Raw genomic sequence first — 25,638 nt, forward strand, 5'->3', positions numbered from 1 at the left:
GTGCATCGTCTTTTTCGTCCCCGTTCCTTTGTCTCTCTGCTCCTCACCGGGTTTGTCGTTGTTGTCCTGCCTCTGCTCATCGCCCTCGGCAGTTCCATTCACATTCTCGATGGCCTGGTGCAGCAGAGCGCGGTGGCGGTCTATCGTACCGTAGGTCGCATCGACAACTCCAGAAAGATGGTCAACCTGCTCCAGGCCCAGGAGCGCGCGGCACGCTTATTCACCGTCCTTGGGGATCGCGAGCATCTCAAGGACGTCAATGCCCGCCATCAGGATCTGGAAGAGCTGCGTCAGCAGATGCGGCAATTGTCGAACGGCGACAAGGAAATGATAACCCTGATCGAACAGTTGCAGGCTCAGGAACGGCATCTGGTTGCAGTTTTGAATCTGAGGACAGGCGATCCGGAGACCAGAAGAAAAATACGCAATGAGGCGTTGAACGGCTATGAAACGATTGGGTCCCTGGCCCTGCGGATAGAAAATTTAAGCAACATGTTGATGGTTCAAGAAATCGATCTTCTCAAGGACCAGGTTCGGATCAATAAACAGGCGCTTGTCTGGCAGGTTTCGGGTTTGATCTGTTTCAGTGGCCTGCTGGTGGTTCTTTTTGTCGTTTTGATCGTCAAGCCCGTCACCCAGGTGGATCGGAGTATTGAACGGCTCGGGGATGGCGATTTTGAAACCCCAATCAATGTCCGCGGCCCCAGGGACCTGGAGGCCATCGGGAGTAAACTCGATTGGCTGCGCAAACGCCTCAAGACCCTGGATAAGGAAAAAATTCGGATGCTGGCCCACATCTCCCATGAACTGAAAACGCCGCTTTCCTCTATCAAGGAAGGAGCAGGGTTGCTCAAAGACGGCCTGGTGGGGCCGTTGGGCCGACAGCAGGCGGAAGTGGTGACAATCCTGGACAGCAATTGCGATAAACTGCAGAAGCTCATTCAGGACATTCTTGATTTCAATATGGCTCGGGCCAAAGAGGTCCCATCCGATCTTGAACAGGTCAGGCTGGACCACCTGCTGACCGAGGTGGCCGGCGACCATCACAATGCCATCCTGGCAAGAAATATCCGTCTGATCACTGAGCTGATACCAGCCATGGTCAACGTCAACCGCAACCAGTTGAAAGTCGTGTTTGATAACCTGCTCGCCAATGCGGTCAAGTTTACGCCTGACAACGGTGACATCGCCATTTTCATGAAAAAGAAGAACAACAGGGTCAATGTGCTGATTGAAGATTCCGGACCAGGGGTGAGTGAAGAGGATCGATCGCAGATTTTTCTCCCTTTCTACAAGGGAAACAGTCGTGATCACTCCGTTGTTAAAGGTTCTGGCCTTGGTCTTGCAATAAGTAAAGAATATATCCAGAATTGCAGCGGAACACTCCGTCTGCTGCCCAGCAGCAGAGGGGCCCGTTTTTCAGTGACCCTGCCTACCGCGGGGGGAGTACAAACATGAGTAGATGGAGTGTGGTGGTCATAGGCCTTGTGGGGTGTCTTGTCTCTGGCTGCGTCGGCTTGATGCCGGGATCTTCCCTGCCTGATCAGCCCGGGGCCACGGTGATTTTTCAGCCATCGGAAACGGACATGATTTTATCGTGTCTGGCCGAGCGAGAGGGGTTGACCCGCAATGAAATGCGGGCGGAATATGCCGTCATCGAGGAGCAGGTCAGTGGAAATGATACGGATAGTATACCGCACCTGATTTGTCTGAGCCTGCATCGTCAAGCCAGTTATCAGCAGTTCAAGGATGGAATGGAATACCTGGCCGATCTCATTGATGCCAAGCCGGACCAAGCCGCCAGTCTGCGGGGTATTCTCATTCTTGCTCAACGCATCGACCGGGAAAAAATCAGCAGGTGGACCCTTGCCAACAGAAATCTTGATGAGAAAGAAGGGTTGGAAGCCGAAAATCGAGAACTGCTGGAACGGAACGAGGCGCTTAAAAACAACGCTGTGCAGGATCAGGCCCGGATTACAGAGTTGCAGAATCAGATTGAACAGTTGAAGGATATTGAAAATATTCTCAAGAGCCGAGAGCGTTGATATGAAAGCGCATCATCACAGAATACTGCTGGTCGACGATGAGGCCGATCTCCTTCGTTTATGGAAATTACGCCTGGAAAGCAAGGATTATGAGGTTGCGGTCGCGGAAAGCGGGGAAGAGGCTCTGGCCACCTTTGCCGCTTTCAAGCCGGATGTGGTGCTCACGGACCTGCGTATGCCGGGCATTGACGGTATTGCCCTGTTTGAGTCGATCCGCGCCCTCAACAAATCGGTCCCGGTCATTATCATCACCGCCCATGGCTCCATCCCCGAGGCCATTGATGCCACCCGGCAGGGGGTATTTTCCTTTTTGACCAAACCCATCGAAGGTGTGGCCCTGGTTCGGGAAATTGAGAGGGCCCTGGAGGCCTCCGGGAGCCTGCGCTCGGAAGGGGAAGCCCGGGAGGAGTGGCGGCAGCATATTGTCTGTCAAAGTGCGGTGATGGAAGAATTGCTTTCCCGTGCCCGCCTGGTTGCGGAAACGGATTCCACCATCCTCATCCGCGGCGAGAGTGGTACAGGCAAGGAATTGCTGGCCATCGCCATTCACAAGGCCAGTAAATACCGAAAAGGGCCTTTTATTCCAGTGAACTGTACCGCCATCCCGGAATCGCTACTCGAATCGGAGCTGTTTGGCCATGTCAAGGGGTCGTTCACCGGGGCCATGAAAAGCTATGCCGGCCTTTTCCAGTCCGCCCACAACGGCACCCTGTTCCTCGATGAAATCGGCGATATGCCGCTCCATATCCAGGTTAAACTGCTCCGGGTCCTTCAGGATCGGCAGATCCGTCCGGTGGGCAGTTCCCGGCCGGTGCCGGTCAATGTGCGGATTATTTCCGCCACCCATAAAAACCTGGAGGAAGCGATCCGCAACAACACCTTTCGCGAGGACCTGTTTTACCGGCTCAACGTGGTCAGCCTCGAGCTGCCTCCCCTGCACAAGCGCAAGGAAGACATCCCGCTGCTGGCCGAGCACTTTGTTGCGATTCTTACCGATAAATCAGATGCTCAGGCGAAACGCTTCACCCCGGAAGCAATGAAGCTTCTGGTGGAAGCCGAATGGCCGGGCAATATCCGTCAGCTTTATAATGTGGTGGAGAATGCGGTGGCCTTGGCCACGTCAACCTTTATTGGTGAGGAATTGCTCTATGACGCCATTAAGCAACACCAGAGAAAGGTTTTACCCCTGGCCGAGGCCCGCCGTCAGTTTGAACAGCAGTATCTGATTCAGCTCCTGCGCACGACCCAGGGCAATGTTTCCCAGGCTGCCCGGCTGGCGCAACGCAACCGCACCGATTTTTACAAATTGCTTAACCGTCATCACATAGTCCCAGCCCAGTATAAGGATTGAGGGGGTCGATGGTGGGGTACCGCGTGGGCACGATACAGCCGTGCCCACCCTACAGATCCCCGGTTGTGACCGAAAGGGCTACGAATCGACCGGTGGCGTGGTGCCGCGTGGGCAGGCAAAAAGACACCTGCCCACCCTACGAATCCCCGGTTGTGACCGAAACGGATACGAATCGACCGATGCCGCGGTAGGGTGGGCAAACGGCTGTATCGTTTGCCCACGCGGATATTGCGGATGTCGCGGATGTGAGGGCAAACCCCGACAAACCGGACAGGGAAACACCTCTCGCCTGTCTTTTAAAAGCGACATATTCAGCAGGCAAATATGTTTTTTGTTGTAAAAACAAAATTTTAAAATGTATGTTATTTGCGACAAAAAGCCACATCCTTATTCCTCGCCCTACGTCACATCCCGTCCATCATCGGTTGGCAGGCGGGGCACCAATAGGTCGCCCGCCCGGCAAGGGTGGCTTTGACGATGGGGAGAGCACAACACCGGCAGGGCAGTCCCTGGCGGCCATAGACCTGATGCTGCAATTGAAAATACCCGGGATGGCCACTGGAGCCGAGGAAATCGGCTATGGTCGAACCACCGGCATCAATGGCCTGCTGGAGAATGATCCGGCTATGGCGGGCAATGTCCTCCCAGGCCATGCCAGGAAGCTGACCAGCGGAAATCCGGGGGTGGACGCGGGCGGCAAAGAGAATTTCGTTGGCATAGATATTACCGATTCCAGCCACCAGTTTTGCGTTCATCAGCAGGGCTTTCACCGGTACCCGTCGGCTTGCCGCGAGCTGGAGCAGTCGGCTGCCGGTGAATGCCGCGTCGAACGGTTCGATCCCCTCACCCTGGCAAAAGTTTTTTTCGCATGAGGCGGCCTCGTCCGCCGACCACACCGCAACGGAGCCGAATCGACGTGAGTCATTGAGCCGCAGTTCCTGACCATTGTCCAGGCCCAGCATGAGGTGATCGTGCCGATGCCGAGGACTCGTTGCCGGCAACAGCCCGATTTTGCCGGTCATGCCCAGATGGATCACCAGCACCGCGCCACTGGCCATCCGCAGCAGCAGGTACTTGGCCCGCCGGTCAATGGCGATCACCTGCTGCCGGGCAATATGCGCCTGGAGGTGCTCCAGAGGCATGGCGGTGCGCAGGCGGTGACCGCTGCAGGCCAGGGTCATCACGGTTCGCCCGGGCATCTGGTCCTGCAAACCTCTTCGGGTCACTTCCACCTCGGGGAGTTCAGGCATGTTCACCTCCCGTGGCCACAGCCACCAGGTACTCATCAAATCCCATGATGCGGACTAGCGCACGCCCATGATCCCGCACCTGCAGACAAGTGGTCCAAATCTCATGGGACTCCACCGTCCTTACTTCAGTCAGGCTGATACGGTCAAACAGGCTCGGTGCATCGGGCAGCCAGCACTTCTTGACCGCCTCCTTGGCAGCCCACAGCAGGGTCAAGCGCACCAGCGGGTCGGGGATACAGTTGAGTCGGGCCAGTTCCGCTGCCGAGGTAAAACGTTCCTGCACGGCATGCAGTCGATCGGTCTTGTGCTGAATGTCGATGCCGCAGGGACCAGCAGCTGTCGCCACGGCCGCTGCATAGCGTCGGCTGTGGGAGATGGAGATCCTGGTTTCGGCCAGCTCTGCTGGTGCGGTGAGGACCGGCTGGCCGCTTGCTCCCGGCAGGAGTGCATAAGCGCTGTACGGCCATGATACCGCTTGCCTCATGCCACCCAGACGGGCAAGGCAGTGCTTGGCAACCAGTCTGCCGCCCAGCCATTCCAGTCTCCGTTTGGGATAGGCAAAGCGGGTAAAGATCCGGGCTTCGGCCGGAGCAAGCAGCGCGTGCAGGGAACTGCAATGCGCTTCCTCATCCAGCAGTGGCCGCAGTTGTTCAAGATCAAGGAGCGTCAGCCGGGCACCATGCGCTGCCAGGGGGGCGAAGCGAACGGCAAGGCGGTCCATCTCGGCCCAGAGGGGACGACAGGCAACGGCAATGTCATCCGGCACAGAGCTTGTTTTCTCTGCCAGATCCGGTATAATTGAATATTGTATCATTTTCGGGTGTTGCGCACGCGCTCACCAGTTTTCCGCCAAGCAATCTCTGGTCAAGCAGGTATGCCGATATTCAACGAAATGACCTATTTCGACCTGGTGGTCGCCTTTCTGTTTGTTTTTTTTCTCGTCCGGGGGGTATGGATCGGCTTCATGCGTCAGTTGGCGGCCTTTCTTGCCCTGGTGGGCAGTTATTTTGTGGCTGCCCGGTATGCCGACGACATCATGCCGTATGCCGAACGCTTTGTTGACAATCCCAAACTGTCGTTTTTTCTCTGTTTTGCCGGTCTTTTTCTGGTTGCTGCCCTGGTGTTCACCCTGTTGGGCAAGGTGCTGCAGGGGGTGATGCGTATTACCCTGCTGGGCTGGTTTGACCGACTGCTGGGCATGCTCCTGGGGGCAGTCAAGGCCGGGGTCATGGCCTCCCTGCTCTATATGTTTCTGGCGGCCACCCTGTCGACAACCAACGATCTCCTGCGTAATTCCATCACCTCCCCCTATCTGAAACAGGGGGCCGCCGTTCTTCGATCGCTGATTGATGATCCCCGTCTCAAAGAGTATTTCCTGCACAAGGAACCTGCCATTCTTTCCGATCTGCTGCCGGCACAGCAGCAGACGGACACGCCGGATGAACTGTAACTTTTGCCAACATAAACATAGTTGATTATTCTTCGGCTTCCCGCAGCAATTGGTCCCGGTACCGATCGACAAAGGTAAGGATATCCTCTTGCCAGTCGGCCATGACATCGAGACCGGCGGCCTTGAGCCGGCTGTTTTCGAGGATGGAATTCGCCGGACGGCGGGCCGGAGTCGGATACTCGGCGGTGGTGCAGGGGATCATTGAGTAGGGCACCTTCATGGCATCGAGAAAAAATCGGGCGCCTTGATACCAGGTCGAGTGGCCCGCGGCGGAAGCATGGACAATGCCGGTGAGGTCGCTGTCCAGGAGGGTCTCGATCTGGCGGGCCAGGCGCCAGGACCAGGTCAGAGAACCGTGCTGGTCATTGACCACCCTGATCGTCCGGGAGGGATCAATCAAGGCCAGGCGGAGCATGGTCTTGAGAAAATTTTTATTACCGATACCATACAGCCAGGCGGTTCGAATGATGAGGTGATTGTCAACGCTTTGCGCTGCCTGTTCGCCGGCCAGTTTGCTTTCCCCGTAGACCGAAAGAGGATGGGGAGGATCGTCCTCCAGATAGGGGTGCGGTGCCGGTCGGAGGCCGTCGAAGATGTAATCGGTGGAGATCTGCACCAGCCGACTGCCATGCTCGGCACATTGCCGGGCAAGAATCTCCGGGCCCCGGGCATTGACCTCCAGGCAACGCTGCCGGTCATGCTCGCAAGCGTCCACTGCTGTGTAGGCGGCACAGTTGATCACCACCTCCGGGGTACAGTCGGTAAAAATTTTTGCCACCTGGTGTTCGTCGGTGATATCGATCAGGGGGACATCGCAGCAGGAGGTGTCGTGATGCTGCGCCAGAAGGTGGTGGCAATCTCTGCCCAGTTGGCCATTGGCGCCGGTTATGAGGATTTTCATGGGTAGGTGAGGAGGCTGAGGTTATCTTGTTTCTGGAGGAACCCTGGTCAGGTTCCGTTGAGCATGTCCATGAGGTAGGTGCCGTACTGATTTTTCATCATCGAGGCAGCCAGTCGTTCGACCTGGTCGTGGTCGATATAACCGAGACGAAAAGCGATTTCCTCGAGGCAGGCGATCTTGAGGCCCTGCCGTTCCTGGACGGCCTGGACATAGCTGGCAGCCTGTTGCAGGGATTCGTGGGTGCCGGTGTCCAGCCAGCAGAATCCGCGGCCAAGCAGTTCCACGGTCAGTTTTCCCTGCTGAAGATAGTGCAGGTTGACATCGGTGATTTCCAGCTCACCCCGGGCCGAGGGGCGGATCGACTTGGCAATGGCCACCACGTCATTGTCGTAGAAATACAGACCAGGAACCGCATAGCGGGATTTAGGGCGGGCAGGTTTTTCCTCGATACCGATAACCCGGTTGTCGGCATCGAATTCGACCACCCCGTACCTCTGCGGATCCTTGACCAGGTAGCCGAAGATGATGCCGCCTTCGTTGAGAGTGCTGCAGCGGCGGACAATGGCGGCGAAATTGTGACCGAAAAAGATGTTGTCACCCAGAACCAGGGCGACCGGGTCCCGGCCGATGAAGTCCTTGCCGATGAGAAAGGCCTGGGCCAGGCCTTCCGGTCTGGGCTGCTCGGCATAATGCAGTTGGATGCCGAGCTGAGAACCATCCCCGAAAAGTTCCTGGAAGCGGGGCAGATCCTGGGGGGTGGAGATGATGAGAATATCGCGGATGCCCGCCAGCATGAGCACGGACAGGGGGTAATAGATCATCGGTTTGTCGTAGACCGGGATCAGTTGCTTGCTGATGACGCGGGTGAGCGGATAGAGGCGGGTGCCGGAACCGCCGGCGAGAATGATTCCTTTCAAATTGTTTCTCCCCTGAGGGTGGGCAAGGGAATACTTGCCAGGTGGTGAAGGGCTGTGATACCCTCTTTGCATGGACTTGAACCCGTGAAGGCGAGTGAAAAGTCATTGTCAAGGGTTCTGCTGCAATTGTAGTATGATTACAGCGAGATATATCCAAAGCAGGCGTCCAGCCATCACGGATTCAGGATTATTTTTTGCCTGCACTTTATACCGTATTTTTCTTATCTTTCAAACACGGTTTGAGGATACACCATGACAACCGCGCTGCGTTGCTTTACCGCCTACGATGTCCGCGGCAGGATTCCCGAGGATTTCGATGCTCACCTTGCCCGCCGCATCGCCCTGGCCTGCGCGGCGTTTTTTTCCATGCGTAAGGTGGTTCTTGGTCAGGATATGCGGCTGAGCAGTCCGGAGATTGTCGAGGCCATGACCGCCGGGCTGCTGGCCCGGGGAGTCGATGTCATCGATATCGGGCTCTGCGGTACGGAAGAAGTCTATCATGCCGTGTTCAGCGGTGTCGATGCCGGGGTGGATGGGGGTATAATAGTCACCGCCAGTCACAACCCCGCCGAGTACAATGGGATGAAGATCGTCCGCCGCGAGGCCCGACCGGTCTCCAACGACAGCGGCTTGCGGGAAATCGCCGCCATGGCCGGAGATGAGAAGTGGTATCAAACCCTGTGCGCCCAGCCTGCGCAACAAGGGGGTTTCCGCACCGTGATGGCCTCCAAAAAAGCCTACATCGAGCATCTCCTGGGCGCTGTCGACTGCCGGGGGATGCGGCCGCTGAAACTGGTCGTCAACAGCGGCAACGGCTGCGCCGGGCCGGTGGTCGATCTGCTGGCCCCGCATCTGCCTTTTGAATTCATCCGCCTGCAGCACCAGCCCGATGGCCGTTTTCCCCATGGCGTTCCCAATCCTCTGCTGCCGGAAAAGCGTGCAGCCACCGCCGAGGCGGTCCGTGCTCATGGGGCCGACCTGGGTATTGCCTGGGACGGCGATTTCGACCGCTGTTTTTTCTATGATGAAAACGGTCGTTTCATCGAGGGCTATTATATCGTCGGCCTGCTGGCCACGGCTCTGCTCACTCTTCATCCGGGGGCCACGATTCTCCATGACCCCCGCCTGACCTGGAACACCAGGGAACTGGTCACCGCTGCCGGCGGCGTGCCGGTGATGACCCGCACCGGCCATGCCTTTATCAAGGAGGCCATGCGCGCCCAGGATGCGGTCTACGGCGGCGAGATGTCGGCTCACCATTATTTCCGCGATTTCGGCTACTGCGACTCGGGTATGCTGCCCTGGCTTTTGGTCTGCCAGTTGATGAGCCAGACCGGCCAACCCTTGTCCGCTCTCTGCGATGCGCGGATGACGGCTTTTCCGGTGAGTGGAGAAATCAATTCCCGGGTAAGCGATCCCGATGCCGTCCTGGCACGGATCAAACAGCACTACCGGGACGGCAGCATGGATTATACCGACGGCATATCCGTCGAGTTTCCCGCGTATCGTTTTAACCTGCGGGCCTCCAATACCGAGCCGGTTCTGCGGCTTAATGTCGAGACCAGAGGGGATGTGGAACTGCTTGAACGGAAAACCAGAGAACTTCTGGACCTGATTCGATCCTGACCTTGAAGGGGGCAACCCGGCGGAGGGGTCGAGTGGCCCCTGACAGTTTCCCAATCCTGAATCCGTGAGCGTTCGTCCGTGCGTCAGTTTCGTTGTTCGTGGCCGTTCGATTAAAGTACACTTTATCGGACGGTTACGGGCAATGAAGATGGCGTGCGGACGGATGGCCCGAAGGGCGGCTGGTGAAATTTAGTACCAAGGATTCCGCTCCAATTAAAACATGATTACAGCAAGATATATATAAAACAAGAGTCCAGCCGTCACGGATTCAGGCCAATGAGAACATTCAAAGTATGAGGTAATCAAGGTGGCAATCCAACCTGTCATTCTTGCCGGGGGGACTGGTTCCCGGCTCTGGCCCTTGTCCCGGGAGCTGTATCCGAAGCAGGTCATCAGCCTGACCGGAGAGTTGTCCCTGCTGCAGACCACCGTGCAGCGGGTTGCCGCTCTGGAAGGAGCGTCCGCGCCCATCATCGTGGTTGGCGAGGAGCACCGCTTCATGACCAAGAACCAGATCGAGGATCTGCAGATAGCCGATGCATTCCATATTCTCCTCGAACCCTTCGGCAAGAATACCGCCCCGGCCATCTGCGGCGCCGCTGCCTATGTGCTCAACCAGGGACGGGGCGAGGATGTCCTGCTGGTCCTTCCCGCTGATCACCTGATCATCAAGACCGAGGCCTTTGCCAGGGCGGTGAAAGAAGCCGCGGTCCTGGCCCGGCAGGGTCGGATTGTCACCTTTGGCATCGTTCCTGATCATCCGGAGACCGGCTACGGGTATATTGCCCGTGGGCAGGGATCCGAGGTGACCGGATTTGTTGAAAAGCCGGATCAGGCTCTGGCTGAGCAATACCTGGCGCTGGGCAATTATCTGTGGAACTCGGGCATGTTCGCTTTCACTGCCGAGGTGCTTTTCGAGGAGATGGCCCTGCATGCCCCGGAAATTGTCGCCAGCATGACCGAGGCCGTCCACCGGGGACGACCGGACGGCGTGTTTTTCCGCTTCGACGGTGCGGCCATGACATCCTGCCCCTCGGATTCCATCGATTACGCCCTCATGGAAAAGACTTCCAGGGCCGCCGTGGTGGAGGCGGATATCGGCTGGAGCGACATAGGCTCCTGGCGCGCGCTCTGGGAGGTTGCCGATAAGGATGGCAACGGGAACGCTGTCCGCGGTGATGTGCTGCTTGAGGACGTGCATAATTCGCTGATCCGCTCCGAGCATACCCTGGTGGCGGCGGTGGGTCTTCGTGACACCATGGTGGTGGAGACCGCCGATGCGGTGCTGGTGGCGCCCATGGACCGATCCCAGGACGTCAAGAGCATTGTCACCAGGTTGAAAAAGGAAAAACGGGGGGAGTTTCATGTCCACCGGACGGTACACCGTCCCTGGGGGAGTTATACGACCCTGGAGGTCTACGATCGTTTCCAGATCAAGCGGATCACCGTCAAGCCCGGAGAGCGATTGTCCCTGCAGATGCATCACCACCGGCACGAGCACTGGGTGGTGGTGTCCGGCACCGCCAAGGTGCAGAAAGGCGATGAGACCATCCTGCTCAAGGAGGATGAAGCCACCTATATCCCCTCCTGCACGGTGCACCGGCTGGAAAACCCCGGGGTGATCCCTCTCGAACTCATTGAGGTGCAGATCGGCAGTTATCTGGGCGAGGACGATATTGTCCGCTTTGATGATCAGTACGGCCGGCAGCAGAAGGAGCAGGGATAACCGATCAGGCGTAAACGCCTACAGGCCCGGAAATTGTTCAGGAGTAACGGTCCGTTTTAGTAGCGCTATGCGGCCAGTGGCGACCGTGTCAATATCCTGAATCCGTGAGCGCTGTCCAGCCGTCACGGATTCAGGTATGTCCTATCACTCGTCTCTGGTGGGCAGGGGGTGCCTGGTGGATGCGTCGGTATGCAGGGCGTGAAAGGCGGCCACATAGCTGTCGAGAGCACGTTTATCTCGATCCGAGACGTGGAAGAATTCAACACCGTTCTGGTGGCGACCGGCTACGCTGGTCGAGTAGATGATATGTCCCATCACATCGATCAACTGGTCCTGTAATCCCAGGGTGATCATCACCTGCTGTCCCAAGGGCAGCGGTCTGTGTGTTTCCATCAGTATCCCGCCCTTACTGACATTGAGAGTCCGGGCCATGGAGTATTCTCCCTGCCGGCCTTTGGCGTCGACCACGAGGTAATCGAGCAGGTTTAACGCTTCAGGCCTGGGAAATCGTCTGCGTTCGGTGGTCATGTACTAACCTGCGCATGGTTTTGTAAGGAGGTCGGCATGGTTTGCTGTTTTTGCCGATACTGTGCCTGGAAATACCGATAAAAGACTCCGGATGATGGGTGCGGCTTCCACGCTGACACCCGGTCAACGGTTCGCCCTGTTTCCGCTGCTTTCGGCCGTTCATCTGCTTCCGCATGCGTGTTGCATCGGAGGCGGTTCGTTACCATGGCCGCGTTCGGTGAAGGCGCCACGGTTGCAGTTACTTATTTGTACAGCTACCAATGGGTTTTGTCAAACAGATGGACAATCAAAGAATGCAGCACTGCCGTGTCGCGGCGCGAATCGACATTTTTGTTATATATCCCGGACAGCGTGACAAATATGTAGGCTCTGTTTGATGCGAGATGGTTTCTTTTCTGGAATTTTTTTATATTATTTTAACATGTTATAAAATTTTTTTTAGCGTTGGCACATTTTTTGATATATCCAGGGTGTTCAGGGTTGATGCCCTTCCGTGTCAGGAGCGGCGGTGTTTTGATGGTCCTCCCTGCTGGTTCAGTTTCTTTTTGAAGAAGAGTTGCCTGGAAAGCTTGATTGTTTTTCTGTCTTGTGACAGTATTGCGAAAAAATCTGACAATATTGTCTGGTTTCAGATGGGGCGGCGATGGTGCATGGTGCATATCCGCCGACAGCGACTGATCGTGTTCGACTCGTGGCTGTGTTCCGCGGCAAAACGGGCGGAACCGGTCAGCAGGAGCGAATCAGGACCGGAGTCGACCAAACATGCGGACACTGCAAAAACGCATGGATCCACTTGAACGTAAGGGAATTGAGCGAGGAAAGAATCATGAAAAAAATTGAGGCCATCATCAAACCGTTTAAACTCGATGAAGTCAAGGATGCCCTGAACAGCATCGGCATCAAAGGAATGACCGTCAGCGAGGTCAAGGGGTACGGACGGCAGAAGGGGCACACGGAGATCTATCGTGGTGCGGAATATATCGTTGATTTTGTTCCGAAAGTCAAGCTAGAGGTCATCGTTGACTCGACCTTGGTCGACCAGGTTGTCGATACCATCATCCAGGTGACCAGAACCGGGAAGATCGGCGACGGCAAGATTTTCATACTTCCGGTGGAGCATGTGATTCGGGTTCGAACCGGGGAGACGGGCAGCGAGGCTGTTTGATGGCAGGGGCTTTCCGCTTCCACAGAGAAACGCTGGCGGAATCCTGGCGGCAAGGTGTCGGTGGCCTGGACATCCTCCACCGCTACGCTGGGCTGGTGGATAACTTCATCGTCGAGCGCTTCACCACCGCCGAGGCGGTGCAGGCTGCCAAGGGGTCGATTGCAATCATAGCCCTGGGCGGATACGGTCGGAGCGAACTCTATCCCTCCTCGGACATCGACCTGCTCATGCTGCATGACCGGCGCGCCAGGAAGGCGATGCAGGGAGTGGCGGAGGCGTTGCTCTACCCACTCTGGGACGAGGGGTTTGAGGTTGGCCACAGTGTCCGCGGAGTCAAGGATGCGGTGGCCTTTGCCCAGGAGGATTTTCATTTTCAGGTGGCCCTGCTCGATGCCAGGCTGCTGGCTGGCTCGCAACCGCTGTTCGACGGTCTCCTTCATCGCTACCGGAAAAAGGTGCTTGATGGGCGAAGGAACAATTTTGTCCGGACCATGGAGGCCTTCAAGGCGGAACGATGGGCCAGATTCGGCAGTCATACCTTTCTGCTCGAGCCCCACATCAAGGAAGGCAAGGGGGGGTTGCGTGATATCCAGGCCATGTTCTGGGTTGCCAAGGGCGTGTTCGGTTTGAAGGATGCCGAGGCCATGCAGTCCGCGGGCATGCTGGCAGGAGCGGATCGCCAGGCTCTGGAAGCATCCTGGTCCATGCTGGCCCGGCTGCGAATGGGATTGCACCATCTCGGGCGCAGGAAAAATGATCACCTGATCTTCGAGTTTCAGGAAGAACTGGCCACAGCCTTTGCTTATCGTGATCATGGTGGCATGCGGGCGGTGGAACATTTCATGCGGGATGTCTATAGCCACCTGCAGACGGTTTCCCTGGTCACTGATCTGTTCTTTGAGCATGTGCATGAGGTTCTGGGCATGACCAGCGGCTCCTCGGTCGAGCAGCAGCTGGAGCGTTCCATAGTCCTCCGCGGTGGGACGGTTCGTCTGGTGGACAAGGATAGCCCCCTGGAGCGTCCGTATCTGCTGATGCGGTTGTTTCTGCAGTCCGGACGGACCGGCATGCCGCTCCACCACCGTACCCGGCGGATAATTACCGGTCATCTTGATCTGGTGAATGGTGCGTTTCGGACCTCCAGACGCGTGGCGCGGTTCTTCCTGGAACTGCTGACCGAGACTGCTGAGGTGTTCCCGGTGCTGGAAACCATGCTGGCCACCGGCCTGCTGACCCGATACCTGCCGGAATTCGCCGCTGTGGAGTCGCTGGCTCAGCATGACCTGTATCACCTCTATACGGTGGACCGGCATCAACTGCAGACGTTGGCTGAACTGACGCGGGTGCGGCAGGAGATGCCGGAGTTGTTTGCCGAAATTCAGGAGGCGGAAGTTGTCTATCTGGCGGCGCTTATTCACGATATCGGCAAAGGGCGACAGACCGACCATTCCCTCCTGGGGGAGCAGATGGCGCTGGATATTGGGCGACGTCTGCACTTGACCGAGGAGGGGCGCGAGACCCTGGCTTTTCTGGTCCGCTACCATCTTTATCTGCCGGAAAACGCTTTGCGTCGTGATTTCAGTGATCAGGAGTTCATCCGTCAGGCAGCGGAGTTGATCAAGACAGCCGAACGGTTGACCATGCTGTACCTGCTGACCATCGCTGATTCCAAGGCCACCGGACCTTCGGCCTGGTCAAACTGGAAAGCCAGTCTGCTGGGTGAGCTGTACCTGACCATCAAGAGTCGCCTTGAATCAGGCGGCCAGTCGTGGATGGATGAAGGAAAAGGGGAGGAACAGGGAATCAGTTGGCTGCGGGAACAGGTGCTGGCCGGATTGAACGGTCAGATTGTTGCGATAGATGTCATCAGCCTGCCTCCCGATTACCTGATGAGTTTCAGCCCGGACACGGTAGTCCGGCACCTGATTCTGCACCGTCAGGAGGCGGGCCGCCTCGGTCAGCGGATTCTGCTTTTCCCTGATAAGGGAGAGCGGTCCTGGTCCCTGTTGGTCATGGGCCGGGATCGGCCAGGGTTGCTGGCCAAGTTCTGCGGGGTGCTGGCCCTGCATAATCTCTCGGTACGCTCGGCACGGATCTTCACCTGGCCGGATGCCACGGTGGTGGATGTCCTCGAGGTCGCCCCGATGACCGGAAAAACCTTTGCCGAGCAGAACTGGGAGCGCATTGCCGAGGATTTGAACCTGGCGGTCAATTATCGTCTTGATGTCGGTTACCGGCTTCATGAAAAAATGGCTGTGCCGCTGTATGGGCATGGGTATGGATCCGGTCGCCAGGTTCAGCATCTGGAGCGCAAGGTGCATCTTGACAACCAGAGTTCAAATCAGTTTACCCTGATCGAGGTCCATGGCAGCGATAACCCGGCAACCCTGTATCAGTTGACCCAAACCCTGGCCGATTTCGGTTTGACCATTCACCGGGCGCGCATCGCCACCGAGGTGGAACAGTTGATTGTGGTTTTTTATGTACTGACCCGGGAAGGTGGCAAACTGACCGACCCGGTCGCGATGGAAAAGGCGGAAATGACCCTGATGCACATCATCGGCGGCGAGGTGAAAAGCCTGGCCGTTGATACCCACCTGAATCCGTGACGGCTGAACGCTCACGGATCCAGGGCAAACACAACATGAACAACATCCGGAGCAAGCCGGATTTCGTGACAACCAACCAGAGAAAAGGAGCCAGTTATGACACGAGACGAAATAATGAAAATCATCAAAGAAAAAAACGTCAATTTTTTCCGCCTGCAGTTTGTGGATATTTTCGGGTTTTTGAAAAATATCGCCATTCCCAAAAGCCAGATCGATAAGGCCCTGGACGGTCAGATCATGTTTGACGGGTCATCCATTGAAGGGTTTGTGCGCATCAACGAGTCCGACATGTACCTGAAACCGGATTACGACACCTTCACCTTGCTCCCCTGGCGGGAAAAGGACGGTAAAAATGCCGCCCGCATCATCTGTGACGTCTACAAACCCGATGGAACACCCTTCATGGGTTGTCCGCGTAATAACCTCAAACGGGTACTGGCCGATGCCCGTGGCATGGGTTTTACCATGAACGTGGGCACCGAGTGCGAGTTCTTCCTGTTCAGGCGCGATGAAAATGGACGCCCCACCGCGATCACCGATGATGTCACCGGCTATTTCGATGTCGAACCCGATGATAACGGTATCGACTGCCGCCGTGATATCATCGAAACCCTGGAGGCCATGGGTTATGAGATTGAGGCATCTCATCACGAGGTGGCCGAGGGTCAGCATGAGATCAATTTCAAATATGCCGATGCCCTGGCCGCAGCCGACAACACCGTGACCTTCAAGTGGGTTGTCCGTTCCATTGCCGCCGAGTACGGTCTCCACGCCACCTTCATGCCCAAACCGGTGTTCGGTATCAACGGTTCCGGGATGCACACCAACCAGTCGCTGTTCAACCTCGACGGCACCAACGCCTTTTTTGATGAAAAAGGAGAATTGCAACTGAGTGAAACTGCCTATAAATACATTGCCGGGATCATGAAAAACGCCACCGGATTCTGCGCGGTCACCAATCCGTTGGTTAACTCTTACAAGCGTCTGGTGGCCGGTTACGAGGCGCCGGTGTATGTGGCCTGGTCGGCCTCCAACCGTTCGGCGCTAGTCCGTATTCCCGCCTCCCGCGGCATGGGAACCCGGACCGAGGTGCGCTGCCCGGATCCCACCTGCAACCCGTACCTGGCCTTTGCGGTGATGCTTTCCGCGGGTCTTGACGGTGTCAAGAACGATCTGCCGGTGCCGGCGTCTGTCAATGTCGATATCTTTGAGATGACCCCTGCCGAAAAGGTGGAGGCAGGTATTGCCAGCCTGCCGGCCAACCTTTACGAGGCGGTGCAGTCCATGAAGGCCAACCCCATTATTCAGGAAGCCCTGGGACCGCATATTTTCGAGAAGTATGTCGAAGGCAAGGAAAAAGAATGGGATTGCTTCCGTACCACCGTCACCGAGTGGGAGCTTGATAACTACCTGCGCCGGTATTGATCGTTCTTTCCGGTAAACAACAGTAATGGACAAAAGGCGGCCCCCGGATGGGCCGCCTTTTTTGTTTGCCCGATATGTCAGGGAAATTAGGGAAATTAGGGACACTTCCCCTATTTTCCACGCCTTGTGGAAGGTTCCTGTTTTTTTCCATAAAAATAGGGGAAGTGTCCCTAATTTCTTCCGTACCTGGCCTTTGCCGTCATGCTTTCCGCCGGTCTTGACGGCATCAAAAACGATCTGCCAGTGCCGGCATCGATCAATGTCGATATCTTTGAGATGACCCCTGCCGAGAAGGTGGAGGCCGGTATTGCCAGCCTGCCGGCCAACTTGTACGAGGCGGTGCAGTCCATGAAAGCCAACCCCATCATGCAGGAGGCCCTGGGGGGAAATTAGGGACACTTCCCCTATTTTCCACACCTTGTGGAAGGTTCCTGTTTTTTTCTATAAAAATAGGGGAAGTGTCCCTAATTTCTTCGGGATTCGGGGGGATTTTCCGAAAAAACGGAACCGTATTCAAGGTTCCGGGTCAGCACAAAAAAAGGCCGCTCCAATGGAGCGGCCTTCTGGGCATGCGCGAGGTCAATCTTAGTTGTTGTGCCGCCGTCGGGCAAATCCGGCCAGCCCAAGCAGGCCACTACCGAAGAGGAGCAGGGTGCTGGGTTCAGGAATGGGAGCACCGGTGATCTCCATGCGGAGAATGTCGTTGGCACAGACCTGGGTGAACTGCATCAGCAGGTTGGAGGTGCCGTCCCATTGCATTTCAGCTAGGTCTATAGTTATGGTGAGGGTGTCCCAGCTAGTTTCTCCATGGAATACATCATATGCTATTGCCCAACTTCCTGTCTTCAGTGGTTTTTCACCTTCATCCGGGGTAAAGTAAGCATAGGGTTCTGTATCGCGAATTGTTCCAGGGTTATGATTTCCTTGTTCAATTTCAAACAAACTAGCAGTGCCCTGAACGGGATATTTTTTATTGTCAGATACGTAACTTGTATAGTCTAAGTCAACCACATAATCCCATCCCGAAAAAACAATCTCACCAACGTCGGTGTACTCGGTAGCGATAAAAAGGTCACCTAGACCCCATTTCCCAATCCCAAAATCATTACGAAAATATCCAGGGCCTTTGCTGGATATGCTGGATGCATAGATAACCAAGTCTATGGTAGTATTTTGCACGCTGTATGAATACCCATACAGGTCAAAAGCGTTACCAGTATTCAAACCCTGTCCTGTATTATCCCCGGCGTAGGAGTCCCAATTCTTGTGCTCAAAACTCGGGCGTGTAGAACCGTTAACTATATTAGAAGCGAAAAAATCAGGTCCAATGTAATTGTCTTCAATAATGCCTGCCTGGGCGGTAGCAAGACTCCCCAGGGTCAAACCGGTAATCGCCAGTGCGGTAATCAATATTTTTTTCATAATTTCCTCCTGAGAAAGAGTTGCAGTTTACTGTTTGTCTTGCAAAAAAATGTCCTTCTGTTGTTTATTTTGATTGTTTGTTTGATTTTATAATGATTTCATGGTGTTGATCCCATGTCGAAATGGTTTGAATATATTGTCTCTGCGCGAAAAGCTTGTGTTTTTAAATCGGATTTCCGGGAATTACTTATAAAATCCGCACAAGAGGAAAAACAGGCATGATCTTTCCGAAATTTCGGAAATAAATTTTAGCATGATTGCAACCAGATAATGATGCTTTGTGACTGGTCGGTTCAACCGTGTTCCTCATGTATGTCTCTATAATAAACTCTAAAAGAAAAGAGACAATAGTACCATGGTACAATAGACGGTAAAGTTGTGATGTTTTACCCTGAAGTCAATTGAACATGACTTTTCTGGAGGGAAACAAAATGACAACTCATACCACAGAGCCCATTGGGACAGCATTCATTGTCTATGGTACGGTCAAGGCTATCGCCCCGGACGGCACGGAACGTATCCTGACGCCTAACAGCCCCATCCATGCCGGTGAACGACTCGTCACTGGCCCGGATGGCAGCATTTCCGTTCTTTTTCCGGATCAGGACGGCCAACTCGACCTGGGACGGATGTCCGATGTGCTGATCGACGAGGATATCTTCGCTGGTGTGGACCAGGGGGCAACCCCTGATGTCGTGGCCATGGTGGAGGATATCCAGGTCGCTCTCCTCGAGGATGAGGATTTCGACCCTACCGTTGATCTGCCTCCTCCCGCTGCGGGAGGAGGTGTTGCCGGGGCCGGTGGCGGTGGCCGGAACATTGTGGTTTTCACCGCAAACCAGGAGGAAGTACTCCCTGATTCCGGCGCGGAAACCACCGGCATCGGCTACAGCTTTCTTGATCCTCCCGGAGGCATTATCCCGGAAGACGAAACCGTGGAGATTGCCGCAGCTCCCCCGGCCACTCCTCCAACTGTTCCCTCGTTTGTTCCACCTGCTCCGCCCCCATTCGATCCACCGGAGGATCCACCGGACGACCCGCCGGATGATCCAGTCGAGTATCCCATTGGCATGGCGGTACGTTCCCTTCGCGAGGCCAATCTCGCCGACGGAACCGACCCTGACAGCACCGCATTGACTGTTGAGGGGACCTTGGCGGATCTTGATGTCGATTTCGGTTCCAGCACCACTGGTGTTCTTGATTTTGGTTCCGGTTCGACCATCGTCATCGACGGTAATAGCGGCAGTAGTATCTCCATTTCCGGGGACTACGGAGACTTGATTATCAGGGGAGACGGTACCTGGAGCTTTACCCTGGTTGATAATACCCTGGATCATTCCGTTCCCGGAGGGGTTGAGTTCGATGATGTAGTCAATGATCTCTTTCCTTTTGCTGCCATCTATCCCGATGGGACCAGGGTGGAAGGTGGCAGCGTCCTCATCAAGGTCCTTGATGACGGGCCTTCGATTTTGCTTGACGGCGAGATTACCCCAATATTGGTGCACGAGGATGCCTTGGGAAATCCGGGCTTCAGCAACGACCCCGATGCAGACCATTCGACAGGTATTATCGAACCGGGCGGTGAAGACAGCTTGGGGAATACGTTTACCGATATCGGTAGTATTGACTTGTCGACCTTGGTTACCTTGCAGTTTGGTGCCGATGGTCCAGGTTCGATTTCCTATCAGATCACCGGGATCGGTCCGGACGGCGTTACTTCGGGCCTGACATCAAACGGTGTTGAAGTGTTCTATTACATTGAGGGGGAGGTACTGGTGGCGCGGGCCGGTGGACCGGAGGGCCGCGATGTGTTCACCTTCCAGGTCGATGGAAATGGCCTTGCGACCTTTGACCTCAATGATCAGCTCGATCATCCACCAGCGTCCGGTGATGACGCCTTCCTGACTATTGATAACCTAGGTCAGTATGTCCAGGTTAGCATCACCGACGGTGACGGCGACACAGCCACCGCCACTTTTGCCGGGTATGTGCAGGTGGAGGTGGAGAACGATGTACCTGAACTAGTTGAAGTTGACAAGGTTCCTGTGCATTATGTTGCAGAAAATGGGGTTTTTAATTTTCCCACAACAGTTGCAGTGGCCCTGGATCCATTTGTGACTCCAGGGGCAGATGAACCGCTGTCCTATTTTTGGGCACCAATCGATGACGATTATGATACGGGTCTTTCATCACAAGGCATGGCGGTGCAATACGCGGTGAATGAAGGGCGTGATCTTTTGAACGCATATACGAAATTCATGGATGAGGACTCGGAAACCATTTTTACAGTCACCTTGAACTCAACAACCGGTCAGGCGGAATTTGAGCTTACCGGCACCTTGGATCACTCCGCGGATGATCGTGGCGTCATATTTCTTGACTTCGGTGAATTAATTCAGGCCACCGATGCCGATGGTGATTATGTAACAATGGATGGTTTGGTGAACATTGGTGTCATCGATGATCCTTCCTCTGACAATGGTGAAGTTGTGATGCGCACCAGTGGAACAGGCGAAGGCGAGCCTGTCGCCATGATGGCTGGAGCAACAACCCTTGCTTTCCCTTCGGATGAAGATCAGGGAACACCAGCGATAACCGATGACGGGAAAGAAATTGATCAGGATGAGGATGCTGTTCATTCCGAGGTGAACTCAGCGGGCACCGGTGCCGACAGCGAGAAGGAAACTGAAGGGCAACAAGAGGGCAAGTCCGAGAAAAAGGACGAGTCAGAAAACAATCCCGAAGAACGTAAGACCGATGGACAGGAAGTATCGGAAGGCGAAGAAGGGGCCGATTCCACCGATGACCTGGCCAGTGGTTCATCGGATTCCACCGATGACCCGGATAGTGGCTCTTCGGACGGGGAAGATCTGGCTGCTATCGACGGTGGAGTAGAGGAGAACACCTCGCTTTCCTGAACCTTCACAACCCCCACTCCTCACAACCCGCAACACCCCTGGTGTTGCGGGTTTCTTATTTCTGCTTCATCAATAAGGCCAGACCCAGGCGGCTGCGGATGGCGGTTTTAAAGTAGACCGCACTGAGGTGGGCCTTGACCGTCCGTTCAGTTATCCCCAACTGTTCGGCGATCTCCAGGTTGGCGAGACCGTCCGCCACCAGGGTGGCGATCTGGAGTTCCCGCTTGGATAACTGAGCCAGGAGTCGTTGCCGTTGTTCCTGGTCCGGGTCGGTGTTCTCCTTAGGGGCTGGCGCGGTTCCGGCGATGAGCCGCTGCATCAATTGCCGGTTGATCCAGACCGCCCCGGCGGCCACGGCTCCGGCGGCCTGGGATAAGCGTTGCGGGCTGGTGTAACTGTTGGCATAGCCCACCACCCCCAACCGGAGAAACCCGAGCCCTTCCTGGTCATCGGGGCGGTCAGAGAGGACAAACAGGCGGCAATCGGGCAGTCGGTCCCGGATATAGGCGATGATCTCCGCATCCACCAGGGGGCGATGGAGCAGGAGCAGATCAAAGCTGACCCGGTCCTGTACCAGCAGGGTGAGGTCGCGCAGCGAGGCGGCCTGGTGCACGGTGAAGGCGGGAGTCAGGGCCTGGTGCCAGCGCTTGCGCAGATCGGAGACGGTGCTGCAGAGAATGAGGTTCATGGTCAACGCTCCCGGAGGGCGGTATGCCTGGCACGCAGGACGGGTTTGAGCAGATAGGAAAGGATGGTCTTCTTGCCGGTCATGATATCCACCGAAACCACCATCCCGGGGATGATGGGCAGGGGGGCTGTTTCGCTGCCCAGGTGGGTCTGATGGGTACGCAGGCGGACCAGGTAGTAGTCATCCCCTTGGTTGTCGGTGATTGAATCGGCGCTGATATGCTCAAGGACAGCCTCGAGGCCACCGTAGCTGGTGAAATCATAGGCGGTGAATTTGACCATGGCCTCCTGGTTGGGATGAAGAAAGGCAATGTCCTGGGGTTTGATTCGGGCTTCCACCAGCAGGCTGTCTTCCAGAGGGACGATTTCGATCAGGTCCATGCCCGGCTGGATGATACCGCCAACGGTGTTAACCAGGATCTGGTTGATGGTACCGCGCACCGGTGAACGGACCGCGGTGCGGTCCAGGCGGTCCATCAGGGCCACCGAGCTGGCGGCGATGCCCTCCAGCCGGGCATGGGCCTCGTTCAACTCCCGGCGAGCGGTGGAGTGAAAGCTCAGACGTTCGTCTTCCATGGCCTTCTCAGCTTCGATGATCTTGGATTCGACCCTGGGAATGGCCAGGCGGGTGGCCTCGATATTGCCCCGCATTTCACTGGCCTGGCGCTGCAGCCGCAGTACTTCGACTTCAGAAACCGCACCTTGGGCCACCAGCGGTTCGGTCAGGGAGAGTTCCCGTTGCAACAGAGTCTGGGTGCGGTTCAGTTCCGCCAGCCGGGATTTCAGTTCCGCCAGTTCCTGTTGCCGTTGCCGGCGCTGTTCCTCGAGGATCTGGATCCTGGCCGCCAGTTGCTGGGCGCGGGTGTCGTAGAGTTGTTGCTCGCGTCTGCCCAGCTCCGGTCGCTCCTGGGTCACCTCGTCGGGGAGGACAAAGGCATTGTCATGGGTTTCCGCCTCCAGACGGGCGATCTGTGCCTTGAGGGCCAGATAACCGGCCCGGCTTTCCATATAGGGAGCGGCAAAGCGGGTTCTGTCGATTTCCAGAAGCAGTTGACCTTCGTTGACGATCTCACCGACTTGAACATGCAGTTGGGAGAGAATGCCTCCTTCCAGGTTCTGCACCACCTGAATCTGCCGTGATGGAATGACCTTGCCATTGCCCCGGGTCACCTCGTCAATTTCGGCAAAGGCCGCCCAGGTAAGAAACACGACCAGAAACAGCCCGGACAGCCAGATGATGACCCGACCACCCTTGGGGGTCTGGACCAAAAGAGTGGTGCGAATATCCGTGGTCAGGTCCACATCCCCGCTGGGCAGGCGGTGGAAGACTCCGGCCGTTTTCCCGGGCCGGCTGACGGGGGAACTGGGTTTTTCCATGGCGGCGTACAGCGGTTAGAGTTGGATCTGGCCGGATTTCATGGCGTTCAGGACCTGGTCACGGGGACCGTCCGCCACCACCGTGGCGTTGTCGATGAGCACGATCCGGTCGACCAGGTCGAGCAGTGATCCCCGATGGGTAATCAGGATCAGGGTTTTGTTGTTCAGCAGCTTAAGCAGGTTGGTTTTCAGGCGGCTTTCGGTGCGATTGTCCATGGAACTGGTCGGTTCGTCCAGGATCAGGATCGGTGGGTCGTGGAGCAGGGCTCTGGCCAGGGCCACGCATTGTTGCTGACCGCCGGAAAGCCCCCGTCCCTGTTCACCGACCTCCAGATCAAAGCCTTTGGCATGTTTACCGACAAAGTCGTTGACTCCGGAGAGTTCGGCGGCCCGGAGAATGAGGCTGTCATCCACATCCGGCGATCCGAGGATGATATTGTCCCGGATGCTGCCCCGGAACAGGGTGATGTCCTGGGGTACATAGCCGATGAAGCGGCGCAGTTCAGCCGGATCGATCTGCCGGATATCGGTGTCATCCAGGCAAACCATGCCTCCGGTGGGCTGATACAGCCCCAGGAGCAGTTTGCCCAGGGTGGTTTTTCCCGAGCCGATGGGGCCGATGATCGCCACCCGTTCGCCTGGTTCGATGGTCAGGGAGATGTTCTTCAGGGCCGGCGATTTCTGCTCCGGGTAGCTGAATTCGAGGTTGGTCAGGGTGATTCTACCCTGGCAGTGACCGCGATGAAGAAAGGAGGTCTCCGTCGGTCGCTCCACTGGCAGTTCCATGATTTTGTCGAGGGTGGCCAGGGCAATTTTGGCCCGATGATAGCGGGTGGCGAGATTGACCACCTGGGACATGGGGGCGATGGCCTGGCGGGAAAGGATGACCAGGGCAATGATACCACCCTGGCTTAGTTCCCCGGCCGCTATCCGGTAGACACCACCAATGACCACCCCCACCACGGTCAGGTTCATGATGAGGTCGGAAAAATGGCTCACCGAGGAGGAGAACAGTCGGGAACGGCTGCTCCAGATGGCGATATAACTCACCGCCTCCTCCCAGGCCCGCTGGATCTGACCTTCCGCCCCCAGCAGCTTCACGGTTTCGATGCCGGAAAGCCCTTCCACCAGAATGGAGTTTTTCTGGGCCGAGGCCTGGAAGCTCTTTTCCACAGCATGTTTGAGTGGCGCCTGAATGAGGAGACCGAACAGGGCCATGAGCACCACCGCGGTCAGATGGATGTAGACCAGCGGTCCCCCCAGGTACCAGATGGCGGTCAGCGCCAGCACCATGAAAGGCAGGTCGATGAGGCCGGTGATGGAGAACGAGGTGATGAAGTCGCGGACCGATTCGAACTGCTGCAGATTTTTGGAAAAGGCTCCCACTGATTTGGGGCGGACCTCCAGGCGCAGACCGAGTACTTTTTCCAGCAGGGCCGCCGAGATGCGCAGATTGGCCTTTTTACCGGCTTCATCGATAAAATAGCCCCGCAGGCCGCGCATGAGCAGGTTGAAAAAATAGATGATGCCAATACCGACGGCCAGCACCCAGAGCGTATCAAAGGCCAGGTTGGGAATAACCCGGTCATAGACGTTCATGGTAAAAAAAGGCCCGGCGAGACCAAAGATATTGATGAGCAGCGAGGCTAGCAGGACATCGCGGTAAATGCGCCAGGATGAAAAAATCGTGCCCCAGAACCAGTGTTTATGTTCCGGGATACCAACCTTCCGGGACTGGGCGTCCTGGCGGAATCGCGGCCGGACAAAAAAGGCATAGCCGCTGTAGAGTTGTTCGAGTTCTTCAAGAGCGAGTCTGGTCTCTCCCAGGTCGGCCTCCGGCAGGAGGACGGTGGCCTCCTGGTTCTGGAAGTCCACGGCGGCGAGCAGACAGGCCCGGCTGTCCTCGAGGAGGAGCACCGCCGGCAGTTCCAGGCCGGTCATGCGGGACAGCGGTCGTTTGAGAAGGCGTGAAGCCAGTCCGGCCCGGGCAGCGGCTCGGGGGAACAGTTCGACCGTGAGGCGGTTGTCCACCAGGGGCAGGCCGGCCCGCATCGCTGTCCGGGACATCTGGAGATTGTAGAGCCTGCCCAGCTGCATCAGGCAATCGAGCAGCGGGTCGTCGGCGGTTTCGCCCTGGTAGCGAAAAAGGCCGGGGTCGGAGTGTTGGTGGATATCCTGTTTGGTCATGGGCGTGGGGGTAAGGGCGGTTGTCGAACGGCGGACTCTTATGCTATTATGCCG

Annotated in this window: 20 protein-coding genes; 11 read left to right on the forward strand and 9 right to left on the reverse strand. The window is 56.3% G+C overall.

Annotated elements, in window-relative coordinates; all coding sequences use genetic code 11:
- Genes JWG43_RS13600 through JWG43_RS13610 form a run of 3 tightly spaced genes read left to right on the forward strand, consistent with a single transcriptional unit; the run spans window position 1 to window position 3,396 of the window.
- Window positions 1-1,458: an ATP-binding protein gene (locus JWG43_RS13600; protein WP_205243489.1), complete on the forward strand. Its 1,458-nt coding sequence runs from the start codon at window positions 1-3 to the stop codon at window positions 1,456-1,458.
- Window positions 1,455-2,045, forward strand: a complete 591-nt coding sequence (locus tag JWG43_RS13605) for a DUF3450 domain-containing protein (protein ID WP_205243490.1) — start codon at window positions 1,455-1,457, stop codon at window positions 2,043-2,045. The genes JWG43_RS13600 and JWG43_RS13605 overlap by 4 nt, the downstream gene beginning before the upstream one ends.
- Window position 2,046: 1 nt before the next feature.
- A complete protein-coding gene (locus JWG43_RS13610; RefSeq protein WP_205243491.1) occupies window positions 2,047-3,396 on the forward strand; it encodes a sigma 54-interacting transcriptional regulator in 1,350 nt (449 codons plus the stop codon).
- A gap of 404 nt (window positions 3,397-3,800) precedes the next feature.
- Here the strand turns inward: JWG43_RS13610 and mutM are convergent, their stop codons facing one another.
- Complete coding sequence (gene mutM / locus JWG43_RS13615) at window positions 3,801-4,646, reverse strand: bifunctional DNA-formamidopyrimidine glycosylase/DNA-(apurinic or apyrimidinic site) lyase (RefSeq protein ID WP_205243492.1); 846 nt, start codon at window positions 4,644-4,646, stop codon at window positions 3,801-3,803.
- Window positions 4,639-5,460 carry a 4'-phosphopantetheinyl transferase family protein gene (locus JWG43_RS13620; RefSeq protein WP_205243493.1) on the reverse strand — a complete coding sequence of 274 codons (822 nt, stop codon included), beginning with the start codon at window positions 5,458-5,460 and terminating at the stop codon, window positions 4,639-4,641. Before JWG43_RS13620 ends, mutM begins: the two co-directional genes overlap by 8 nt.
- A 60-nt stretch (window positions 5,461-5,520) precedes the next feature.
- Between JWG43_RS13620 and JWG43_RS13625 the strand changes: the two genes are divergently transcribed.
- The gene (locus JWG43_RS13625) at window positions 5,521-6,096 is read left to right on the forward strand and encodes a CvpA family protein (RefSeq protein ID WP_205243494.1); all 576 of its coding nucleotides are present in this window, start codon (window positions 5,521-5,523) and stop codon (window positions 6,094-6,096) included.
- A 25-nt stretch (window positions 6,097-6,121) separates the two neighbouring features.
- On the opposite strand, the gene rfbD is transcribed toward JWG43_RS13625, so the two are convergent.
- Window positions 6,122-6,997: a dTDP-4-dehydrorhamnose reductase gene (gene rfbD, locus JWG43_RS13630; protein WP_205243495.1), complete on the reverse strand. Its 876-nt coding sequence runs from the start codon at window positions 6,995-6,997 to the stop codon at window positions 6,122-6,124.
- Between the two features lie 47 nt (window positions 6,998-7,044).
- A complete protein-coding gene (gene rfbA, locus JWG43_RS13635) occupies window positions 7,045-7,914 on the reverse strand; it encodes a glucose-1-phosphate thymidylyltransferase RfbA (RefSeq protein WP_205243496.1) in 870 nt (289 codons plus the stop codon).
- Between the two features lie 252 nt (window positions 7,915-8,166).
- On the opposite strand from rfbA, the gene JWG43_RS13640 reads away from it, so the two are divergent.
- Complete coding sequence (locus JWG43_RS13640; RefSeq protein WP_205243497.1) at window positions 8,167-9,540, forward strand: phosphohexomutase domain-containing protein; 1,374 nt, start codon at window positions 8,167-8,169, stop codon at window positions 9,538-9,540.
- Between the two features lie 313 nt (window positions 9,541-9,853).
- Complete coding sequence (locus JWG43_RS13645; protein WP_371925196.1) at window positions 9,854-11,266, forward strand: mannose-1-phosphate guanylyltransferase/mannose-6-phosphate isomerase; 1,413 nt, start codon at window positions 9,854-9,856, stop codon at window positions 11,264-11,266.
- Between the two features lie 144 nt (window positions 11,267-11,410).
- Here JWG43_RS13645 and JWG43_RS13650 read toward each other — a convergent pair whose 3' ends face one another.
- On the reverse strand, window positions 11,411-11,794 hold the full coding sequence (locus tag JWG43_RS13650; RefSeq protein WP_205243498.1) for a PilZ domain-containing protein: 384 nt from the start codon (window positions 11,792-11,794) through the stop codon (window positions 11,411-11,413).
- 826 nt (window positions 11,795-12,620) lie between these two features.
- Between JWG43_RS13650 and JWG43_RS13655 the strand changes: the two genes are divergently transcribed.
- The 4 genes from JWG43_RS13655 (at window position 12,621) to JWG43_RS13670 (ending at window position 17,386) form a co-directional block, all read left to right on the forward strand.
- Window positions 12,621-12,959, forward strand: coding sequence for a P-II family nitrogen regulator (locus JWG43_RS13655; RefSeq protein WP_205243499.1), 339 nt, complete (start codon window positions 12,621-12,623; stop codon window positions 12,957-12,959).
- Window positions 12,959-15,568: a [protein-PII] uridylyltransferase gene (glnD, locus tag JWG43_RS13660; RefSeq protein ID WP_205243500.1), complete on the forward strand. Its 2,610-nt coding sequence runs from the start codon at window positions 12,959-12,961 to the stop codon at window positions 15,566-15,568. The genes JWG43_RS13655 and glnD overlap by 1 nt, the downstream gene beginning before the upstream one ends.
- 96 nt (window positions 15,569-15,664) lie before the next feature.
- A complete protein-coding gene (gene glnA / locus JWG43_RS13665) occupies window positions 15,665-16,993 on the forward strand; it encodes a type I glutamate--ammonia ligase (RefSeq protein WP_205243501.1) in 1,329 nt (442 codons plus the stop codon).
- A gap of 186 nt (window positions 16,994-17,179) precedes the next feature.
- A complete protein-coding gene (locus tag JWG43_RS13670) occupies window positions 17,180-17,386 on the forward strand; it encodes a hypothetical protein (RefSeq protein WP_275888468.1) in 207 nt (68 codons plus the stop codon).
- A 192-nt stretch (window positions 17,387-17,578) separates the two neighbouring features.
- Here the strand turns inward: JWG43_RS13670 and JWG43_RS13675 are convergent, their stop codons facing one another.
- Window positions 17,579-18,415: a PEP-CTERM sorting domain-containing protein gene (locus tag JWG43_RS13675; protein ID WP_205243503.1), complete on the reverse strand. Its 837-nt coding sequence runs from the start codon at window positions 18,413-18,415 to the stop codon at window positions 17,579-17,581.
- 431 nt (window positions 18,416-18,846) lie between these two features.
- Between JWG43_RS13675 and JWG43_RS13680 the strand changes: the two genes are divergently transcribed.
- Window positions 18,847-21,333: a retention module-containing protein gene (locus JWG43_RS13680; protein ID WP_205243504.1), complete on the forward strand. Its 2,487-nt coding sequence runs from the start codon at window positions 18,847-18,849 to the stop codon at window positions 21,331-21,333.
- A gap of 55 nt (window positions 21,334-21,388) precedes the next feature.
- Here JWG43_RS13680 and JWG43_RS13685 read toward each other — a convergent pair whose 3' ends face one another.
- From JWG43_RS13685 to JWG43_RS13695, 3 genes are read right to left on the reverse strand one after another with little or no spacing between them, the layout of a single operon-like run.
- Complete coding sequence (locus JWG43_RS13685) at window positions 21,389-22,021, reverse strand: response regulator transcription factor (RefSeq protein WP_205243505.1); 633 nt, start codon at window positions 22,019-22,021, stop codon at window positions 21,389-21,391.
- Window positions 22,022-22,023: 2 nt separating this feature from the next.
- Window positions 22,024-23,397, reverse strand: coding sequence for an HlyD family type I secretion periplasmic adaptor subunit (locus JWG43_RS13690; RefSeq protein ID WP_205243506.1), 1,374 nt, complete (start codon window positions 23,395-23,397; stop codon window positions 22,024-22,026).
- A 15-nt stretch (window positions 23,398-23,412) separates the two neighbouring features.
- Entirely contained in the window at window positions 23,413-25,584 is a 2,172-nt protein-coding gene (locus tag JWG43_RS13695) for a type I secretion system permease/ATPase (RefSeq protein WP_205243507.1), read from the reverse strand.
- Between the last annotated feature and the right edge of the window lie 54 nt (window positions 25,585-25,638).

Origin of the sequence: Desulfobulbus alkaliphilus (genome assembly GCF_016918545.1) — a bacterium.
Lineage (GTDB): Bacteria > Desulfobacterota > Desulfobulbia > Desulfobulbales > Desulfobulbaceae > Desulfobulbus > Desulfobulbus alkaliphilus.

Bases quoted from the DNA above. Each gene is read 5' to 3' on its own strand.
- JWG43_RS13605 (WP_205243490.1), top strand. From the start codon at position 1,455: ATGAGTAGATGGAGTGTGGTGGTCATAGGCCTTGTGGGGTGTCTTGTC.
- JWG43_RS13610 (WP_205243491.1), top strand. From the start codon at position 2,047: ATGAAAGCGCATCATCACAGAATACTGCTGGTCGACGATGAGGCCGAT.
- mutM (WP_205243492.1), bottom strand. From the start codon at position 4,646: ATGCCTGAACTCCCCGAGGTGGAAGTGACCCGAAGAGGTTTGCAGGAC.
- JWG43_RS13620 (WP_205243493.1), bottom strand. From the start codon at position 5,460: ATGATACAATATTCAATTATACCGGATCTGGCAGAGAAAACAAGCTCT.
- JWG43_RS13625 (WP_205243494.1), top strand. From the start codon at position 5,521: ATGCCGATATTCAACGAAATGACCTATTTCGACCTGGTGGTCGCCTTT.
- rfbD (WP_205243495.1), bottom strand. From the start codon at position 6,997: ATGAAAATCCTCATAACCGGCGCCAATGGCCAACTGGGCAGAGATTGC.
- JWG43_RS13640 (WP_205243497.1), top strand. From the start codon at position 8,167: ATGACAACCGCGCTGCGTTGCTTTACCGCCTACGATGTCCGCGGCAGG.
- JWG43_RS13650 (WP_205243498.1), bottom strand. From the start codon at position 11,794: ATGACCACCGAACGCAGACGATTTCCCAGGCCTGAAGCGTTAAACCTG.
- JWG43_RS13655 (WP_205243499.1), top strand. From the start codon at position 12,621: ATGAAAAAAATTGAGGCCATCATCAAACCGTTTAAACTCGATGAAGTC.
- glnD (WP_205243500.1), top strand. From the start codon at position 12,959: ATGGCAGGGGCTTTCCGCTTCCACAGAGAAACGCTGGCGGAATCCTGG.
- glnA (WP_205243501.1), top strand. From the start codon at position 15,665: ATGACACGAGACGAAATAATGAAAATCATCAAAGAAAAAAACGTCAAT.
- JWG43_RS13675 (WP_205243503.1), bottom strand. From the start codon at position 18,415: ATGAAAAAAATATTGATTACCGCACTGGCGATTACCGGTTTGACCCTG.
- JWG43_RS13680 (WP_205243504.1), top strand. From the start codon at position 18,847: ATGACAACTCATACCACAGAGCCCATTGGGACAGCATTCATTGTCTAT.
- JWG43_RS13685 (WP_205243505.1), bottom strand. From the start codon at position 22,021: ATGAACCTCATTCTCTGCAGCACCGTCTCCGATCTGCGCAAGCGCTGG.
- JWG43_RS13690 (WP_205243506.1), bottom strand. From the start codon at position 23,397: ATGGAAAAACCCAGTTCCCCCGTCAGCCGGCCCGGGAAAACGGCCGGA.
- JWG43_RS13695 (WP_205243507.1), bottom strand. From the start codon at position 25,584: ATGACCAAACAGGATATCCACCAACACTCCGACCCCGGCCTTTTTCGC.